The sequence below is a fragment of the Sphingomonas sp. SP1 genome (genome assembly GCF_058313395.1).
This window is the reverse complement of record NZ_JBZFLC010000001.1, coordinates 846,510-863,081: the sequence shown is the minus strand read 5'-3', so window position 1 is coordinate 863,081 and position 16,572 is coordinate 846,510. Positions and strand designations below refer to the sequence as shown.

Sequence of the window (16,572 nt, the reverse complement as noted above, 5' to 3'; positions counted from 1 at the left end):
GTGCTGACGTACTTGCGGCAGGCTGATTGCTGTGCCCTGCATGTTGCGCTGCTGCAGGTGCTGCCGGCACGACAGCCGCTGCGGCTCCAAGCAGAGCCAGCTTAAGAGGCGAGGTCATTTTGCATGTCTCCCTGCAAGGGGCGCACGGTGACGACCCGCATCATCCCGGCAGTCATGTGGTAGAGGTTGTGGCAGTGGAACGCCCAGTCGCCGGCCGCATCGGCGGTCACGTCGAACGTCATTTTGCCTCCTGGCGGCACGTTCACGGTGTGCTTGCGAGGGGCGTAAGCACCATGGCCAGTGACCAGTTCGAAGAAATGCCCATGCAAGTGGATCGGGTGGGGCATCATGGTGTCATTCACCAATGTGACACGCACCCGTTCGTTAAGCCGGAATGGAATGGGATCAGCGGGATCGCTGAGCTTCTTGCCATCAAAGCCCCACATGTAGCGTTCCATGTTACCGGTAAGGTGGATTTCCAACTGTCGGGTCGGTGCGCGGACATCGGGATTGCGCTGAAGGGCCACTAGATCACGATAGGTAAGCACCCTGTGATCCATGCCCTCGAGGCCCTGCGGTGGCTCGCCAGTTCGATCCATCGGCATCGGCGAGATCGACTGGACACCAGGGTTCTTGTCGACCTGAGGCGCGTTCTTGAAATCACGCATGCTCATGGATCCGTGATCCATACCCTGCATGGCGCCACCCTGCGCCGAAGAATGGTCCATGCCTGCCATCGAGCCAGCCGCAGCGGGTCCAGCAGCGCCATGACCCATGGCAGCGTGGTCCATGCCGGCCATAGAGCCTTGCCCCATGCTGCTCATCGTGGCTGCTACGGCCGCTCCGGCGGCAGCCTTGATCGTTCCGTGGTCGGTGGGCTCCTTCCAGCCCGTCAGCTTCCACAGATTGCGGGACGCGTTCTGCTCAGCCGAGGGATCGACACCTCGCCGAACGGCAACGTTCGGAATGTTTGGTCCGTCTGCGGCCATACCGCCATGGTTCATGCCGGCCATCTCGCCATGATCCATCCCCGCCATGCCGCTCATATCCATACCCATGTCTTTCATGGTGAGCAGGGGACGGGGGCGGAGTGGTGGAACGGGCGCGAACATCCCCTCGCGCGGCGCAAGCGTGGCTCGACCCATTCCAGACCGGTCGATGGCCTCGCTGACGAAGCTGTAGGCGCGGTCCCCGGGGGTGACGACGACGTCGAACGTTTCAGCGACGCCGATCTGGAACTCATCCACGGTAACGGGGCGGACATTCTGACCATCCGCTTGGACGACCGTCATCGGCAGGTCAGGGATGCGGACATTGAAGTTCGTCTGGGCCGACGCGTTGATGATGCGAAGCCGCACGCGTTCGCCGGCACGAAACAGGCCCGTCCAATTGTCGTAAGGTCCGTGGCCATTGACCGTGAAATTGTAGGTCGATCCAGTGACGTCGGCGATGTCGGCGGGGTCCATCCGCATCTTGGCCCATTCACGCCGCTCCTTGGCAGGCATGTCGCGGCCGGCAAGCGCACCCGAGAGGGTCAGGCGCTGATGGTTGAAGTAGCCACCGCCCATCTGCTTGAGCTTCTTGTAGACCGTGGCGCCGCTCAGCGGCGTGTGATCGGAGAGGACGAGCACGTGCTCGCGGTCGTAAGCGACAGGATCAGGCCCGACCGGATCGATTATGATCGGGCCATAAAGGCCATCCTCCTCCTGGTAGGCCGAATGCGAATGGTACCAGTACGTCCCGTAGTGGGGGACCGCGAACTCGTAGGTGAAGGTCGAGCGAGGCATGATGCCTGGAAAGCTGACGCCTGGAACCCCGTCCATCTGGAAAGGCACGAGCAGCCCGTGCCAGTGGATCGAGCTCTCTTCATCAAGCGTGTTCTGCACCCGCAGGCGTACACGCTCACCTTCCTTGAGGCGGACGAGCGGAGCTGGCACGGTGCCGTTCACTCCGATGGCGCGGCTAACCTTGCCGTCCACCTTCACGGCGACTTGGCCGATCGTCAGAGCGATATCAGAGCCGCTAACGGTAGGTAGCGGCCGAGCGATCCCGCGAGACACGGTCTGTGCCCAGGCGGGCATAGCAGCAGCGAAGCCGACGCCGGCACCGCCAAGGGCGGCGGCGCGCAGAAACTGGCGCCGCTCGAGAGCGAGCTTATCAAACATGTAGGATCCTTGCGGAGTCATGGCGCGAAAGGGGGCCGGCGGCGGCCCTAAGGCGCACCGCCAGCTTCCTCAGAGCGGCTTAGTGCTGGTGACTGCCGGGTGCGGCAGTCTTGGACATGTCGTGGCCCGCGTGCGGATCGGTGCCAGCCTTCATGTCATGGCCCATCTTGGAATGGTCCATCTTGGAATGGTCCATGTCCTTGCAGCAGTCGGACTTCATGTCCTTGCAGCAGGGCTTGTCCATTTTCTCGCAGCAGGTGGCCTTGGGAGCAGGCGCAGGAGCAACCTGGGCCTGAGCAACCGCCGGAAGAGCAATTGACAGAGCGATTGCCGTCAGAATCTTGTTCATGTGAGTCTCCGTGAAATCGAGAATTTGTTCGATTTCACGCAGATCGTGGAGGAGGTGTAGCAAGCTCGCGCGGTGAGCCAATCAGGACGATTGATGGCGACGATGTGACGTCCGCATGGATAACCATGTGGTCCGCAGCGGGAGCTGTCGGTGTCACTGCAATACCCATGCACATCGATGCACAGCAGTTCTTGCCGGGCACCTTCTCGGGCTTGGAGCCCTCATCAGATGCCCCATCGCAATGCGCGGATGCACTCGTCTGCTGGTGGTGCGAAGATGTGGGAGCTGACTGCTGCTCCATTGCGTTCGCCGTCACCGGGGCCACAAGCACCGCCAGCGCCAGAAGCGCTTGCAGAAGCCCTCGAAGGCTCGTGATGTGACGTAGCAGGTGCATTATGTCGGCTAGTAGGCCCAATCCGTTCTAGACGCTTCCGTTCCCTGCTGGGCCGGGCTCTATCATGAGATGCCCATATAGGGTTTGACACTGTGTCAGGGTCAAGTGCCTTCTAGTTTACACTTTGCGGATTCAAGGCCCGCCAAGATGGGGCAATCAGGCCTATCATCACCGCTGCAGGCATCGGCAAGGCCCTGCAGAGTGGCCCGCATCTCCTCTAGTTGGCGGGCCTTACGGCCGAGTTCTTCTGCCCTGGCGAGAGCCAGTGTCTTAACATCGGCGCTGGAACGGGAACGGTCCTGCCAAAGCTGCAGAAGCTGCCGAATGTCCTCGATAGGAAAGCCGACGTCTCTCGCTCGTCCTATGAAGTGAAGCGTATGGAGATCGCGCTCGTCATAATCGCGATAGCCGGAGTCGCGCCTGGCTGCCTGAGGTATCAAGCCGATCTTCTCGTAGTGCCGGATCATCCGCTGGCTTACACCGCTTGCCGTAGAGATTTGCCCGATTTTCACGCGAACCGACGCTCCTCAACGCGAATCCGACCAAAGGGCCGACCAGCGAGTCTCCTCGTTTCAAGATTGTAGGACGGAATCTCCGCACTTGGACAGCAATCAAACTGGCACTGCCAAGGTGATCCTCTCAGCTGTCAAGAGCCGCTTTCCATCACGTGGCCGATTTTTCGCGAGGAGGCTCATCGAGAACCTCAGTCGCCAGGAAGACACAAATGAGGCAGCCACGGGCTAAGTCCAAAGTTCTTGGGGACTAGCCTCCAAAAGACTCATCGGTTAATCCCGATAAATGACAGCGGAAGAAGCTCTAGCCGCGCTGGCGGCGCTCTCGAACCCGACCCGGCTTGAGACTTTCCGGCTCCTCGTCCGACGGGAACCCACCGGGCTTACGACAGGCGAGATCGTGAGCCAGATTAGTATCACCCAAAGCACCTTATCCACACACCTTGCAGTGCTTGCGAAGGCCAAACTGGTGCGAGCCGAAAAGCAGGGCCGCAATCAGGTCCAGCATGCCGAGGTCGATACGCTCCGCGAGCTGATGCTCTTCCTGGCCAAGGATTGTTGCAGTGGAAGTCCGCAACTCTGTGACCCGCTGATCGCCGAACTCACCTGCCGCTGACGGAACCGCCCATGACCGACATCGTGATCTACCATAATCCTGCCTGCGGCACGTCGCGTAACGTGCTGGCAATGATCCGCAACTCCGGCGTCGAGCCCCACGTGGTCGAGTATCTGAAGACCCCACTGGCGCGGGCCTTGCTCGTCGAGTTGATCAAACGAGCCGCAATGAAACCACGCGACCTGCTGCGGGAGAAGGGCACCCCCTTTGCTGAACTTGGACTGCAGGACGCCAGTCTCTCTGACGAGGCGCTGATCGACGCTATGATCGAGCACCCGATACTCATCAATCGGCCTTTGGTGGTGACGCCCTTGGGAGTGAAGCTCTGCCGCCCATCCGAGGCGGTGCTCGATATCTTGCCCGATCCCCAAGGCGGCGCCTTCGCCAAGGAGGATGGCGAGCAGGTAGTCGACACCGCTGGCCAGAAGCTGAGCTGATGGAGCAGCTTTCCCGCCCTGAGCGGCTTGGATTCCTCGATCGCTGGCTCACGCTCTGGATCTTCGCCGCGATGGCTCTGGGCCTAGTGCTCGGCAGCGTCTTCCCGGGCCTGCCATCGGCGCTGAATGACCTGTCGATTGGGTCGACCAACGTGCCGATCGCGATCGGCCTCATTCTGATGATGTACCCGCCGCTGGCACGTGTCCGTTACGACGATCTACCGAAGGTGTTTGCAGACAAGCGCGTGCTTGCCCTGTCGCTGGTCCAGAATTGGCTGATCGGCCCGGCCCTCATGTTCGTGCTCGCCGTTATCTTCCTGCGAGACAGCCCTGAATACATGACGGGCGTCATCCTGATCGGCCTCGCGCGATGTATCGCCATGGTGCTGGTCTGGAACCAGCTTGCGCGGGGCGACAACCAATATGTCGCAGGCCTGGTGGCCTTCAATTCCATCTTCCAGATCGTCTTCTTCAGCGCTTACGCTTGGCTGTTCCTCAGCTTCCTTCCACCGCTCTTCGGTCTTGGGGGCAGCGTGATCGACGTGAGCTTCTGGACGATCGCCCAGGCGGTGCTGATCTACCTTGGGCTGCCCTTCTTGGCCGGCTTCCTGACGCGTCGGCTACTCGTCGCGAAACGGGGGGCGGATTGGTACGAGGCCGTGTTCCTGCCGCGGATTGGCCCGATCACGTTGGCTGCGCTGCTCTTCACCATTGTCGCCATGTTCACGCTGAAGGGCGGTGACGTGGTGCGCTTGCCGATAGACGCCATCCGGATCGCTATTCCGCTCACCATCTACTTCGTGGTGCAGTTCCTGATCAGCTTCTTCATGGGCAAGCTGATCGACGCAGACTACCCCCGAACCACGGCAATCGCCTTCACCGCCTCTGGCAACAACTTTGAGCTGGCAATCGCGGTCGCCATTGCTGCTTTTGGCTTGGCATCCCCAGTCGCATTCGCAGCAGTCATCGGGCCTCTTGTCGAGGTGCCCGTCCTTATCCTGCTCGTTCACGTGGCCCTGCGGCTTGGACGCCGGTGGTTCCCATCGACCGCGCCTGCCTAAGGACATCGGATGCCGCTTCGAACTCTTGCCGATGCCGACTATCTGCCCGCGCTCGAATGGGCCTACATCTTCAACCGACTCGCGAACGGCTTAGGCTCAAACGACCCGCCGCCGCGCATCCTCTTGCTCTACGGGTCGCTGCGAGAGCGGTCCTACTCGCGCCTTTGCGTTGAAGAGGCGGCGCGCCTGCTACAGTTCTTTGGCTGCGAAACGCAAATCTTTGATCCTTCAACGTTGCCGCTGCCCGATCAGGTCGTCAGCGACGACCATCCAGCCGTTCATGAGCTTCGCGAGCTGTCGCTCTGGTCCGAGGGACAAGTCTGGTGCAGTCCCGAGCGCCACGGCCAGATCACCGGTGTGATGAAGGCACAGATTGACCACCTTCCGCTGGCCATGGGCGGGATGCGCCCGACCCAAGGTAGAACGCTGGCTGTCATGCAGGTGTCGGCCGGGTCGCAGTCGTTTAACAGTGTCAACACCCTACGCATCTTGGGCAGGTGGATGCGCATGTTCACCATCCCGAACCAGTCGTCGGTCGCTAAGGCCTTCAACGAATTTGATGAGCGTGGCCGGATGAAGCCCTCGAGCTACTATGAGCGGATCGTCGACGTGATGGAGGAGCTGGTTCGCTTCACCGTGCTAATGCGCCCGCATACAGCCTCGCTCGTGGACCGCTACTCCGAACGCAAAGCGGCCGATTTGCCGGTCGATAGAGGGAAAGACTTGTCGAGCATTGCTCTTGGTGGCCGCTAAGGAGATCCACTTGGCTATTGTTTGCGGTCCTAGAACAATCCCGCCGGTGTTTGGTTTGGGTGGAAGGCGGACGTTGCTCGCAGCTTCCCTAAAAGCTAATCGGTCGCAATGCCTTCCTCTGACAAAGCGGTCGCCACCCTTGCTGCGTTGACGAGCACAGGCGGCGTCACGGCCGCAGCCGCGTGCTGCATACTTCCGTTGGTGCTTGCAGGTGTGGGCGTTGGAGCGTCCACATTGGCGCCGCTGGTCCCACTACACTGGCCGATCACCGCCGTAGCCCTCCTCTGTTTGGCAGGGGGGTGGGGCCTCTATGTTCGGCGCCGGAGAGAGTGCGCTCGGCGCTCAGAATGCTCACCACCGGCCCGAAGCACACTAGTCTTACTAACTGTGGCCTCAGTTCTTGTGCTCACATCGGCCGCATGGCCTTTACTTGAGCAGCCTCTCATGCGGGCTCTTGGCGGATGATTGTTCCAACCTCCACGCTCACCTGCCCACAGTGCGATGGCAACTCCACTGACGTGATGCCAACGAACGCATGCCAGTTCTTCTATGATTGCAAGCATTGCGCAGCCATCCTGAGGCCCTTGCCGGGGGACTGCTGCGTTTACTGTTCATTCGGTGACATACCCTGTCCTCCGATCCAAGAAGCTGAGCAGAATGGTGGAGAGGGCTGCTGCTCGCCACGCTAGCAGCACTTCAGGGCTAAGTTGATTCTGCGGTTAGTTCTGGATGAGTCGAATGAGGGTGCCATCAGGGTCGATGAGCGCTGCTATAGTTAAGCCGCTTTCCTCGACCTTAGGCGGCTGCATGCGCGGGTGGCCCCAACCCCGCTCCTCAACATCTGCCGCCAAGCATTCAGAGTAGAAGCCAGCTAGGTCATCTAGTCGGAGGCAACAGCTAAACCAGCTTTCCAGTGGATTGAGATCCGGATGGGGGAAAAACTCCAATGAAAGGCCGTCACGCCTCAGGATCATCCACCCGTCGTCTTTCCACGCCTGCTCAAAGCCGAGCTTTGCGTAAAAGGCAGATGTAATCTCAAAATTACGGGAAGGCAGGTTGGGAGTTACGTGATCCATAGGGCGACTCTAGCTGATTCCTGCCGATTGTCCGCAACCGCTCGAGAGCGTACTTGAGCTTAGCTGAACGAACTTCCGCTGAGACCAGCATCCATGCACAACAGCCACTACTTTGAAGCGCTTCTCACAGCTGCACACTCCGGAGCCGCAAGGCGTTGCCGATCACCGATACAGAAGAGAGGCTCATGGCTAAGGCGGCGATCATAGGAGAGAGTAGGATACCGAAGACGGGATACAACACGCCGGCCGCGATGGGCACCCCAAGCGCATTGTAGCCGAAGGCAAACATGAGGTTCTGGCGAATGTTGGCTGTCACCGCTCGGCTGAGCCGCCGCGCGCGCACAAGGCCGGTCAGATCACCCCTCACCAGAGTTACGCCCGCACTCTCAACCGCAACATCTGCGCCCGTTCCCATCGCGATTCCGATATCGGCTCGGGCAAGAGCAGGAGCATCGTTGACCCCGTCTCCGGCCATGGCGACCACTCGGCCCTGCTCCTTCAGTCGCTCGATCGCTGCATCTTTGTCGGCAGGCAGCACGTCGGCGACTACCTCGTCGATCCCGAGCCTCCGAGCGACTGCTTCAGCCGTACGGCGATTGTCGCCGGTCAGCATGATGATGCGCAGGCCCTCTCTATGAAGACCGGCGATGGCCGCCTCGGTGGTTTGCTTGACCGGATCGGCGACTGCGATGAGCCCTGCGGCTTGCCCATCTACCGCGACAAACATCACGGTCGCGCCTTCATCCCGGTGCTTGCCGGCAGAGGCCTCTAGCTCCTGGGCATTTGCGCCTTCCGCCAGCATCAGCGCGCCATTGCCGATTGCTGTCCTGCGGTTCTCGATCTTCCCGACCAGTCCCTTGCCGCTGATCGACTGGAAGTCGGTCACCGACGATGGGAACAAGCCACGCTCCTCAGCGCCCCTGACGATTGCGTGAGCAAGCGGGTGAGCACTGGAAGCCTCTAACGAAGCCGCAATTCGCAGCAGCTCCTCCGGGGACAAGGTCGTGGAAGGCTCAACTGCCACCAGACCTGGCTTACCTTCGGTAAGCGTGCCGGTCTTGTCGACGACCAGGGTATCAACGCTGGCAAAACGCTCCAGAGCTTCGGCATTCTTGATGAGCACGCCTGATTGCGCGCCCTTCCCGACGCCAACCATGATCGACATGGGCGTGGCCAGTCCCAGAGCGCATGGACATGCAATGATGAGGACGCTGACCGCAGCAACTAGCGCGAAGGCAAGACGGGGCTCCGGCGCGGCGAAGGACCAGATTGCGAACGCAATCACTGCAACGGCAATCACGGCTGGTACGAACCACGCTGAGACTTGATCGACCTTACGCTGAATCGGCGCCTGGCTGCGCTGCGCCTCAGCAACCATCTGCACGATGCGTGAGAGCATGGTCTCTGATCCGACCCGGTCGGCGCGCATGACGAAGCTGCCGTCGCCGTTGATTGAACCGCCAGTGACCGCAGATCCGGTCTCCTTGGCAATCGGAAGCGGCTCTCCGGTCAACATCGACTCGTCCACAGAAGACGCGCCTTCAAGTACTTCCCCGTCGACAGGGATTGCTTCGCCAGGCTTGACCCTGAGCTGGTCGCCACTCCTGACCATATCGAGCGGAACATCGCGTTCCTTACCAGCATGGATCAGGTGCGCAGTCTTAGGCGCAAGGTCGAGCAAGGCTCGGATCGCTGAGCCGGTCTGCTCACGGGCGCGTAGCTCCAGAACCTGGCCGAGCAGCACCAAGGTCACGATCACCGCCGCCGCCTCGAAGTAAAGGCCGACGCCGCCATCGTGGGTGCGGAAGGCGGGTGGGAAGAGTTGCGGGGCTACGGCTCCCACGATTGAATAGGCCCAGGCGATGCCGGTTCCAATCGCGATCAGGGTGAACATATTGAGGTGGAGGGTCTTGAGACTCTGCCAGCCGCGTACGAAGAACGGCCAGCCACCCCACAGCACAACCGGGGTTGCCATGACGAGTTCGACCCAGTCCAGCGTGCGACCGCCAATAAACTCGATTGTCGTTGGCCAGAAGTGCCGAAGCATGACGAGGACAAACAACGGCGCGGACAAGGCGGCCGACACGACGAAGCGCCGGCGCATATCGAGATACTCTTCCGACGGCGCGTTGTTTGGATCGAAGGCCTTCGGCTCCAGGGCCATGCCGCAGATAGGGCAGGTGCCAGGTCCGATCTGCACGATTTCTGGGTGCATCGGGCAGGTGTATTCGACGTCGGCCGGAGCCGAGTCCGGGGTTGCTTGTGCCGGATCGAGATAAAGCTCCGGCCTGAGCTCGAAGCGCTCCCGGCACTTTGCTGAGCAGAAATAATATTTCTTGCCGCCGTGCTCAGCTTGGTGCGGGGTGGTCGCCGGATCGACCGTCATGCCGCAAACGGGATCAATGACCTTCTCTGCTGGCGCATGCTCGTGAGAGGCTTTGGATCTATGATTGTGGCCGCAGGCAGAGCCGGGTGCGTGAGAATCTTTTTGCATAGCCGACACCAGATGCACCCTGACATCATGTTAGAGTCAAGAGTGGTTTATCTGGAACGAACGACGCGCGTTGGTGGGCTCGCAATGTCGGCTTGTGGCACGGCCAGTTGTCTGCTCGAACGACCGAGATGGGCGCTTTTCGGATGTTCGACCCACCTCAAATGTCGGGCGAACAGCCCAGATGATCGTTCGTGCCGTCTCCGTGCGCAGACGAGCCTGGTTAGCTCTCGTAGGCAGACCACCAGGCGGGCCAGCGAACTTTGTTAGGCATACGAGCAGCGGCGAGGACAATCCTTTGCTCATCCACTGCAAGCTGCCGATCCCCAAGGCGCGCTAGGGCTTCTTCGATCACCCAAGTCTCAAGCGCAAGCCGAGCACTGGGCCTGTATCCATCCAGTAACGTCGCAATGCCGAGTTGTTGGATCGTTTCGCGGAGATCACCAGGTTCTGGATAGACCGAGTACACGACTACCCGAGATTGCTGCGGGGGCGAGTGCAGAGCATCAAGCTCGAAAGCTTGAAGTGCAGCTCGCGTCATCATGCTGTCACCTGCTAGCCCCTTCGCAGTCAGCTGGAGTAGAAATGCTTCATCAGCGCGCACGCGTCGTTCCACTCCGCCTTCGCGCAGCGTTACCATTTGACCCAGGATAGCATCGTAAGGGTCTTTCTCTCGCTTCCCACGCGGCCTTCCCCGAGGATTGCCGCTTGTTCCCGGCCTGAACCTGGAGCCGATTGGCGGACAGCCCCAACCAACCTTTCCATTTTGATCGTCACTCATGATCGGGACCTTGCGGCCAGGCGACGGAGTCCGGATCGCGAGTTTGCGACTTAAGCGCGCGAATGTCTTTGTTGCTAAGCTGACGGCCTTTGCCCCGAGCTAGGCCGCGTGCGACAGCCCAAGGCTCTAGCACTAGCTGCGGTCCGCCGTGCGACTGAGACATCCCGGGCACCTCGGCGGCAATACCCAGAGCAAGCATGGCCCGGTCGACGCTTTGAGGTCTGTCCTGTTTGACGAGGAACGTCACGAGAGTGCGTCGCGCGGGCTCGTTGCCCTTCTCATGCGCCTGGATCCGCTTGAGTATCTCACGGATGGCCATTCGCTTGCCTGCAAGTGCCTGCTGGAGCGTTTTGTAGAGAAGCGCCTCCGCGAGGGTCAGCTCGCGTTCGATCCCGTCCATCTGAACTTTGATCTTGCGACCCCGAAGCTGGGCGAACGGCGAATCCGACCCGGTCTGACAACGGCCCTGAGGCTTGCCCTTCCGAGGGCCCGCCCTCCCGGACTTCGAGCGAGCCGATGCTTTAGGATGGGAGATCTCATGCATCGGAGCCGCCTTCGACTGTCCGACGCGGAGTTCCGCCGGTCATGGCGGTCCAGCGATCGAGAGCCACGTCTACGTAGGCCGGATCAATGTCGAGACCCCGAAATCTCCGCCCCGTACGCTCACTGGCTATGAGGGTAGTGCCCGAACCTAAAAAGGTATCAAGCACGAGGTCGCCACGCTGTGTGACATCCTGGATTGCGTCAGCGACCAATGCGGTGGGCTTTACGGTCGGGTGCAGCTTCAGGTCGCCACGCTTGGCGCCCTGGAACGAGTTAACGGAAGCATAGTCCCATACGTTCGTGCGGTTGCGACCGTGCCGCCCAAGCTCAACTGCGTTCGTGTGGGGCGCCGTGCCGACGCGGTAGACAGACACGAGCTCGTGCTTTGACCGGTAAAGGGACCCCATTCCGGCGTTGGACTTGTTCCAAACACATAGGTTCAGCTGATCGCCGTAGAGCTCGTCCCCTACGGCCGTCAGATCCCCCATGTGCCGCCAGTCCATGCAAACGAAGTGGACGGCGCCATCGCGGGAACTTGCAACGCAGTTACCCACGGTTGCCATGAGGAATGAGCGAAATTCCGAGGTGCTCATTTCCCCGGACGCCATGGCGAATTCCCGGTGTTTCGTTTTGACGTTGGCATGACCCTGTATGGCGACGTTGTACGGAGGGTCGAGGAAGCAGCAGTCAACTTTGCCCCAACCACCAATAACTTCCCGAACAAAGGCGGCGTCACGTGCGTCGCCACATCCAATCCGATGGTCTCCCAACTCCCATATATCTCCGAGGCTAGCCCGCGGCTCGGCCCTTACCTCCGGGATGGCATCGTCGTCCGGGTCAGCCACCGGGTTTAGCAGGACATCGATTTCGCCGCTTGAGAAGCCGGTTGCTTCAAGATCAATCTCGATACCACCTGACACCAGCTCGCCGAGCTCAAGCCGCAGCAGGTCAACATCCCAGCCAGAGTTGAGAGCAATCTTGTTATCAGCCAACCGCAGTGCCCGGGCCTGGTCCGGAGTGAGGTCTCGAAGCTCAATCACTGGGACGCTGGTTAAGCCAAGTTCGCGAGCAGCAATTAGCCGCCCGTGACCAGCAATGATTACGCCAGCATTGTCGACAAGAATGGGATTGGTAAATCCGTTAGCTTTGATGGAGGCCCTAAGTTGCGCAATCTGTTTACGTGGGTGTAACCTAGCATTGTTGACATAAGGAATGATGTCATCTAAAGCTTTGTGGGTAAGCCGGATAGACATTAAGCAAAGTCCTTAAGTAAGTACGTATGTGCGGTAGGCGCACAACTTGTACCATCCTACGGACTCCTCGAACTATTGGCAATGTTGGCTGTGCGCTATTTCCGGTCGTGCGGCAGGTCTTCGTCGCTACGTGAGCGCCGGGCATTGTCGATGCGCGGTCTGTTACGACCCCGATCAGCATCTGTTATTTGGGTTTTTAGGGTCTGTTCCGAAGATGGATGCAGGCGCGCCGCCGTGAGCTTCGGCTGGACGAAATCCCTAGATTTTCGGAGTCCGTCAGGCGCGAGACTGATCGCGACCGGCCTTCTGATGAGGCCCGTTCGTCAGATTTTCCCTGTTATGGGGCGGAGACCGGTTCGCTCAGGACTGCGTCCCGCACCATCGCTATGGAAGCCGCGAATCCGCTCAGGAGCAAATGGGGGATGATCCGGCCGACGCGATCCTGAGCACCGCGCCGCGCAGTTCCGCAAGGCACGATCTTGCGGCAGAAAACGCCCGAGATCAGCCTGCAGTCACCAAATCATCGATGTATTGTTGCAGGCCGACCGTTCCCCGGATGGGCCGGTCTGGCGTCTCATATGCTTCGTCGGCCGTGATTTCGGTCATTCGGGCATAGGACCGCGCTGCCGTCTCGGAGAAGCCGAGCTTCCGGTACGCTGCTTCCCACTGATCGCGGGGCGTTACCAGCGGCTTGACCGGCCGGCCAAGTGCCCGCGCAAAGGCGTCCGCTACGTTCCGTGGAGAATAGCGCGCTGGACCCTCGACGTAGTGGATCGCCTCCGTGCCTGGGGGCTCCAACAGCAGCCTTGCCGCCACTGCTCCCAAATCTGAAGGCGCGACCATCGGAAGTTCGAAATCGGCAGGATACATTGTCGGCAGCACGCCGTCCGCGCGAGCCGGCGCGACCATCGCGTCCCAGTTGCTCATGTAGTAAGCTGCCCGAATGATGCTGTGGGGGATGGCAAGCGCCCGCAGCCCTTCTTCCATCTCGAACAAGGTATTCAGGTCCCCGAGATAATCTCCCGGTTGGGCGCCATATGTTGATTGGGCGACGATCGTTTCCAGTTTCGACCCTTGGATCGCTTCAAGCAAAAGCCGGACAGTGGCTTTCTCGGTAGCGTCGGTGTCCGTATTCGGCGCCGCGGGCGGATTGAGAAGGAACAATCGGGTTCCAGCCGACAAGGCTCGGCGCATCGCTTCGACGTCGCGGACGTCGGCAACCGCGATCTCCGCACCCAGCCGGGCCAGCCTCTCCGCGTTCGCCGGATCGCGGGTTACGGCAGTGACGGGATGCCCGTCACGTAGCAAAGCCTTGGCGGTGGCCGATCCGACATGACCGGTTGCGCCGACAATCACGAACATTCTTGCCTCCTTCGCTAAGGCGATACGGCGAACATTGACTTGGGTTCAGGCGAAAACCTCTGCTCCCTGCTGCGCACCCTCGTCCACGTCCGCCTCGTGTTCCGCCGCAACGCCCTGCTCCAGCGCCCTCTCCTCAGCCGCCAGCTCCTCGGCGTCTGCCGCGGTGATTCCGAACCTTGCCGCCACATCGGGCGCGAAGCGGAGCAGGTCGGGACGGAGCTTGATGATCGACACGTCCTTGGACTTGCCCTCCATCATCACGTCAAATTCCAGCCCGTCGGCCATGCGCATGAAGGTCGCGAACTCGAACGGGTTGGTGAAGTCGCTGTGCCCCGTCCAGATCGGCGGTAGCAGCACGGTCTTGACCCGCGCAGTCGCCTTGACCGGCGCCTTGGTCAGTTCCTTCGAATTGGCTCGCCGCCCAGCCTTGGCCGCCGCCCGCTGCTTGGGCGTGATCGCTCGCTTCACCTCGCGCATCTCCGTCCGCGGCGAGGAGAAATGGATCTTGGGCCGCGCGCTGTCGCCCCAGGTCGCGAGGAACTTCTCCAGCGTATCGCGCATGTCCAGGCGTTCGGGATTGAGGCACCAGAAATGCTGATAATCGAACACGCAGCGCACGCCCGTCCGCTCCTGGATCCACAAGACATCGGCGGCGGAAAAGCGGATGTCGTCATTCTCCAGCACCAGCCTGCGCTTCACATGCTCCGGGCACTGGTTGTATCCGTCGATCCACCGCGCCCGCGACGCCTCCCGATCATCATAGACCCCACCGACATGCGTCACGAGCACCGCCTCGGGGCCGCAGCCCATCCGATCGAGCATTTCAGCCTGGCTCGACAAGTCCCAGATCGACTTGCGGGTCAGCTCCGGGTCGGGACTGTTCAGAAGCACGAATTGCGACGGGTGGAAGCTCAGGCGGATATCGAGCTCGCGCGCCTTCCTGCCGAATGCCGCCAGCTCCGCATCGCTCTCCGCCACCATGTTGTGGAATTGCGGCATGTCGGGGTGCGTCGCATAGGGCGCGATGTCCGAGCTTAGCCGGTACATGTCTATGTCGACCCTGGCGCAATAATCCAGGACCTGGTCGAGATGCTCCAGGCTGCATTTGAGATGCGGGTTCTTCTGCCAGCGGCGGGTATCGTTCGATTTGAGGCCGGGCACTCCCAGCACCTTGACCGGAAAGCCCAGCCTCAAGGGGCGGGTGGGCGTCGAACTCATGCGATCTGCTCCTCAGGGAAACCGAGCTCGGCAACGAAGCGATTCCATTCGGGAATGCGCAATGCGCCGCCGCTCGCGGCACGGTGCCCGCTGCCATATTCGCTGCCAGCGCCGTCGGGGCGCCGCTGCGCAAAGAAGTCGATCAGGTCATGTCCCGCCGCCGTTCGTGCCGCGAAGTGGACCCAGCCCGGGCGATAGTCCCGGTTGGCCGCGATCACGACCTTGTCCTTCAACCGCCCGCGCCACGCTTGCGCGATCAAGGGATGGATCTGGCACTGCGAGGCCAGCGGGATCAGCGCAATTTCGCCCCGCACCTTGGGGGCTACCCGGCGCGCAACCTCCATCTCCGCCTTGACCTCCTCTTTGGCGGTCAGCAGCTGCGTGGTTTCCGGATGCTCCCCCGACAGCAATTCCTTGGGGGAGCTGCACTTGAGCAGCAATTTGAGCGCGGGCGTGGCATCGGCGCTGGCCGTGCGGCGCGGCGCGTTAATCAGCGATACGGCATTGCGAAGCGCGGTTTTGCCATAGCGCTTTTGCGCCTCGGCCAGTTCGGCGAAACCCTTGTTCTCGGCCATGTCGCCGATCAGTCCGACCGCCGCCAGCCACAGCAACTCGGCGGGCGCTTCCATCGCCCAGAACGCCAGCAGTGCGGAGGTCGGCTCCGGATCCCAGCCGTTCCCGCTGATCACCATCGCCTCGCCCGGCGTTCCGGTGGGCACATGGTGGTCGATGAGCATGGTCGGCGTGCCCGGCAGGATGTCTCCTTCCCGCACCCCCAGGTCAGTCGCGATGATCGCCGCTGGCGCACGTGCGCTCAGCTCGGCGCGCACGTCGCGGTCCCACGGGTTCTCGCCCTTGCCCATCAAACGGACATCCGCCTCGCCCAGCGCGCGCTTGAGGATCGCCACCGCGGCCAGTCCGTCCGCATCGAAATGGCCGAGGATGAGCGGCGGGCCTCCGTTGCGCTCCCGCCAGTAGGCGAAGGTTGCGCCGATCTGCCGGGGGTCCGCTTCCATGAGGGGTGAACGTCACGACCGGCAGCTTGTGCCGCGCTGGTCCAAAGCCCATCTCTCCCCAACCCCCCGAACAACAGGAGACCCGTCGGATGATCACCCGCACCGCCACCGCCCGCTACGAAGGCACCGGCAAGACCGGCAAGGGCTGGATCTCGACCCAGTCCGGGGTTCTCAAGGACCAGCGCTACGGCTTCAACACCCGCTTCGAAAATGAGCCCGGCACCAATCCCGAAGAGCTGATCGCTGCCGCCCATGCCGGCTGCTTCACCATGGCGCTGAGCTTCGCGCTCGCCAAAGCGGGCGTCGAGGACGGCACGCTGGAGACCGAGGCCCGGGTCAAGCTCGATCAGGACGGCGCGGGCTTCAAGGTCACTCGCTCCGATCTCCGGCTTCGCGCCACCGTACCGGGCATCGAGGAATCCCGCCTGCGCGAACTCGCCGAGGAAGCCAAGACGAACTGCCCGATCTCCAAGCTGCTCAATGCGGAGATGAATCTCGAGGTGGAAATCGGCGCCGACGCCTCCACCTGACACCGGCGGGGCCGG

The 16,572-nt window shown here is 61.3% G+C and carries 17 protein-coding genes; 6 read left to right on the top strand and 11 right to left on the bottom strand.

Annotated elements, in window-relative coordinates; all coding sequences use genetic code 11:
• Nucleotides 1–101: 101 nt before the first annotated feature.
• The 3 genes from AC4GYS_RS04460 to cueR all read right to left on the bottom strand — a co-directional run bounded on the left by AC4GYS_RS04460 (nucleotide 102) and on the right by cueR (nucleotide 3,420).
• Complete coding sequence (locus tag AC4GYS_RS04460; RefSeq protein WP_491107892.1) at nucleotides 102–2,165, bottom strand: copper resistance system multicopper oxidase; 2,064 nt, start codon at nucleotides 2,163–2,165, stop codon at nucleotides 102–104.
• Nucleotides 2,166–2,244: 79 nt separating this feature from the next.
• Complete coding sequence (locus AC4GYS_RS04455) at nucleotides 2,245–2,514, bottom strand: hypothetical protein (protein WP_118858523.1); 270 nt, start codon at nucleotides 2,512–2,514, stop codon at nucleotides 2,245–2,247.
• Nucleotides 2,515–3,009: 495 nt separating this feature from the next.
• A complete protein-coding gene (gene cueR / locus AC4GYS_RS04450) occupies nucleotides 3,010–3,420 on the bottom strand; it encodes a Cu(I)-responsive transcriptional regulator (protein WP_118857936.1) in 411 nt (136 codons plus the stop codon).
• 286 nt (nucleotides 3,421–3,706) lie between these two features.
• Here cueR and AC4GYS_RS04445 point away from each other — a divergent pair, with 286 nt between their 5' ends.
• The 5 genes from AC4GYS_RS04445 (at nucleotide 3,707) to AC4GYS_RS04425 (ending at nucleotide 6,976) form a co-directional block, all read left to right on the top strand.
• Nucleotides 3,707–4,036, top strand: a complete 330-nt coding sequence (locus AC4GYS_RS04445) for an ArsR/SmtB family transcription factor (RefSeq protein ID WP_491107891.1) — start codon at nucleotides 3,707–3,709, stop codon at nucleotides 4,034–4,036.
• An 11-nt stretch (nucleotides 4,037–4,047) separates the two neighbouring features.
• A complete protein-coding gene (gene arsC / locus AC4GYS_RS04440; protein WP_118857938.1) occupies nucleotides 4,048–4,473 on the top strand; it encodes an arsenate reductase (glutaredoxin) in 426 nt (141 codons plus the stop codon).
• Nucleotides 4,473–5,534 carry an ACR3 family arsenite efflux transporter gene (arsB, locus tag AC4GYS_RS04435; RefSeq protein WP_118857939.1) on the top strand — a complete coding sequence of 354 codons (1,062 nt, stop codon included), beginning with the start codon at nucleotides 4,473–4,475 and terminating at the stop codon, nucleotides 5,532–5,534. The genes arsC and arsB overlap by 1 nt, the downstream gene beginning before the upstream one ends.
• Before the next feature lie 9 nt (nucleotides 5,535–5,543).
• On the top strand, nucleotides 5,544–6,287 hold the full coding sequence (gene arsH / locus AC4GYS_RS04430) for an arsenical resistance protein ArsH (protein WP_491107890.1): 744 nt from the start codon (nucleotides 5,544–5,546) through the stop codon (nucleotides 6,285–6,287).
• Nucleotides 6,288–6,748: 461 nt separating this feature from the next.
• On the top strand, nucleotides 6,749–6,976 hold the full coding sequence (locus AC4GYS_RS04425; protein WP_275896713.1) for a GDCCVxC domain-containing (seleno)protein: 228 nt from the start codon (nucleotides 6,749–6,751) through the stop codon (nucleotides 6,974–6,976).
• Between the two features lie 30 nt (nucleotides 6,977–7,006).
• On the opposite strand, the gene AC4GYS_RS04420 is transcribed toward AC4GYS_RS04425, so the two are convergent.
• From AC4GYS_RS04420 to AC4GYS_RS04385, 8 genes are all read right to left on the bottom strand, one after another.
• Entirely contained in the window at nucleotides 7,007–7,363 is a 357-nt protein-coding gene (locus AC4GYS_RS04420; RefSeq protein ID WP_491107889.1) for a bleomycin resistance protein, read from the bottom strand.
• A gap of 124 nt (nucleotides 7,364–7,487) precedes the next feature.
• A complete protein-coding gene (locus AC4GYS_RS04415; RefSeq protein WP_491109358.1) occupies nucleotides 7,488–9,857 on the bottom strand; it encodes a heavy metal translocating P-type ATPase in 2,370 nt (789 codons plus the stop codon).
• 220 nt (nucleotides 9,858–10,077) lie between these two features.
• Nucleotides 10,078–10,635 (bottom strand): DUF5681 domain-containing protein, encoded by a 558-nt coding sequence (locus AC4GYS_RS04410; RefSeq protein ID WP_491107888.1) that lies wholly within the window; start codon nucleotides 10,633–10,635, stop codon nucleotides 10,078–10,080.
• Nucleotides 10,628–11,179, bottom strand: coding sequence for a DUF5681 domain-containing protein (locus AC4GYS_RS04405; protein ID WP_240325598.1), 552 nt, complete (start codon nucleotides 11,177–11,179; stop codon nucleotides 10,628–10,630). Before AC4GYS_RS04405 ends, AC4GYS_RS04410 begins: the two co-directional genes overlap by 8 nt.
• Entirely contained in the window at nucleotides 11,172–12,431 is a 1,260-nt protein-coding gene (locus AC4GYS_RS04400) for a site-specific DNA-methyltransferase (RefSeq protein ID WP_491107887.1), read from the bottom strand. The genes AC4GYS_RS04405 and AC4GYS_RS04400 overlap by 8 nt, the downstream gene beginning before the upstream one ends.
• Nucleotides 12,432–12,932: 501 nt before the next feature.
• Complete coding sequence (locus tag AC4GYS_RS04395; RefSeq protein WP_491107886.1) at nucleotides 12,933–13,793, bottom strand: NmrA family NAD(P)-binding protein; 861 nt, start codon at nucleotides 13,791–13,793, stop codon at nucleotides 12,933–12,935.
• 45 nt (nucleotides 13,794–13,838) lie between these two features.
• A complete protein-coding gene (gene uvsE / locus AC4GYS_RS04390; protein WP_491107885.1) occupies nucleotides 13,839–15,011 on the bottom strand; it encodes a UV DNA damage repair endonuclease UvsE in 1,173 nt (390 codons plus the stop codon).
• Nucleotides 15,008–16,027 carry a DHH family phosphoesterase gene (locus AC4GYS_RS04385; RefSeq protein ID WP_491107884.1) on the bottom strand — a complete coding sequence of 340 codons (1,020 nt, stop codon included), beginning with the start codon at nucleotides 16,025–16,027 and terminating at the stop codon, nucleotides 15,008–15,010. The genes uvsE and AC4GYS_RS04385 overlap by 4 nt, the downstream gene beginning before the upstream one ends.
• Nucleotides 16,028–16,116: 89 nt before the next feature.
• Here AC4GYS_RS04385 and AC4GYS_RS04380 point away from each other — a divergent pair, with 89 nt between their 5' ends.
• Complete coding sequence (locus AC4GYS_RS04380) at nucleotides 16,117–16,557, top strand: OsmC family protein (RefSeq protein WP_491107883.1); 441 nt, start codon at nucleotides 16,117–16,119, stop codon at nucleotides 16,555–16,557.
• Nucleotides 16,558–16,572 lie beyond the last annotated feature (15 nt).

Excerpts from the sequence above, each read along its gene's own strand:
- AC4GYS_RS04460 (WP_491107892.1), bottom strand. The coding sequence starts at position 2,165 with ATGTTTGATAAGCTCGCTCTCGAGCGGCGCCAGTTTCTGCGCGCCGCC.
- AC4GYS_RS04455 (WP_118858523.1), bottom strand. The coding sequence starts at position 2,514 with ATGAACAAGATTCTGACGGCAATCGCTCTGTCAATTGCTCTTCCGGCG.
- AC4GYS_RS04445 (WP_491107891.1), top strand. The coding sequence starts at position 3,707 with ATGACAGCGGAAGAAGCTCTAGCCGCGCTGGCGGCGCTCTCGAACCCG.
- arsC (WP_118857938.1), top strand. The coding sequence starts at position 4,048 with ATGACCGACATCGTGATCTACCATAATCCTGCCTGCGGCACGTCGCGT.
- arsB (WP_118857939.1), top strand. The coding sequence starts at position 4,473 with ATGGAGCAGCTTTCCCGCCCTGAGCGGCTTGGATTCCTCGATCGCTGG.
- arsH (WP_491107890.1), top strand. The coding sequence starts at position 5,544 with ATGCCGCTTCGAACTCTTGCCGATGCCGACTATCTGCCCGCGCTCGAA.
- AC4GYS_RS04425 (WP_275896713.1), top strand. The coding sequence starts at position 6,749 with ATGATTGTTCCAACCTCCACGCTCACCTGCCCACAGTGCGATGGCAAC.
- AC4GYS_RS04420 (WP_491107889.1), bottom strand. The coding sequence starts at position 7,363 with ATGGATCACGTAACTCCCAACCTGCCTTCCCGTAATTTTGAGATTACA.
- AC4GYS_RS04415 (WP_491109358.1), bottom strand. The coding sequence starts at position 9,857 with ATGCAAAAAGATTCTCACGCACCCGGCTCTGCCTGCGGCCACAATCAT.
- AC4GYS_RS04410 (WP_491107888.1), bottom strand. The coding sequence starts at position 10,635 with ATGAGTGACGATCAAAATGGAAAGGTTGGTTGGGGCTGTCCGCCAATC.
- AC4GYS_RS04405 (WP_240325598.1), bottom strand. The coding sequence starts at position 11,179 with ATGCATGAGATCTCCCATCCTAAAGCATCGGCTCGCTCGAAGTCCGGG.
- AC4GYS_RS04400 (WP_491107887.1), bottom strand. The coding sequence starts at position 12,431 with ATGTCTATCCGGCTTACCCACAAAGCTTTAGATGACATCATTCCTTAT.
- AC4GYS_RS04395 (WP_491107886.1), bottom strand. The coding sequence starts at position 13,793 with ATGTTCGTGATTGTCGGCGCAACCGGTCATGTCGGATCGGCCACCGCC.
- uvsE (WP_491107885.1), bottom strand. The coding sequence starts at position 15,011 with ATGAGTTCGACGCCCACCCGCCCCTTGAGGCTGGGCTTTCCGGTCAAG.
- AC4GYS_RS04385 (WP_491107884.1), bottom strand. The coding sequence starts at position 16,027 with ATGGAAGCGGACCCCCGGCAGATCGGCGCAACCTTCGCCTACTGGCGG.
- AC4GYS_RS04380 (WP_491107883.1), top strand. The coding sequence starts at position 16,117 with ATGATCACCCGCACCGCCACCGCCCGCTACGAAGGCACCGGCAAGACC.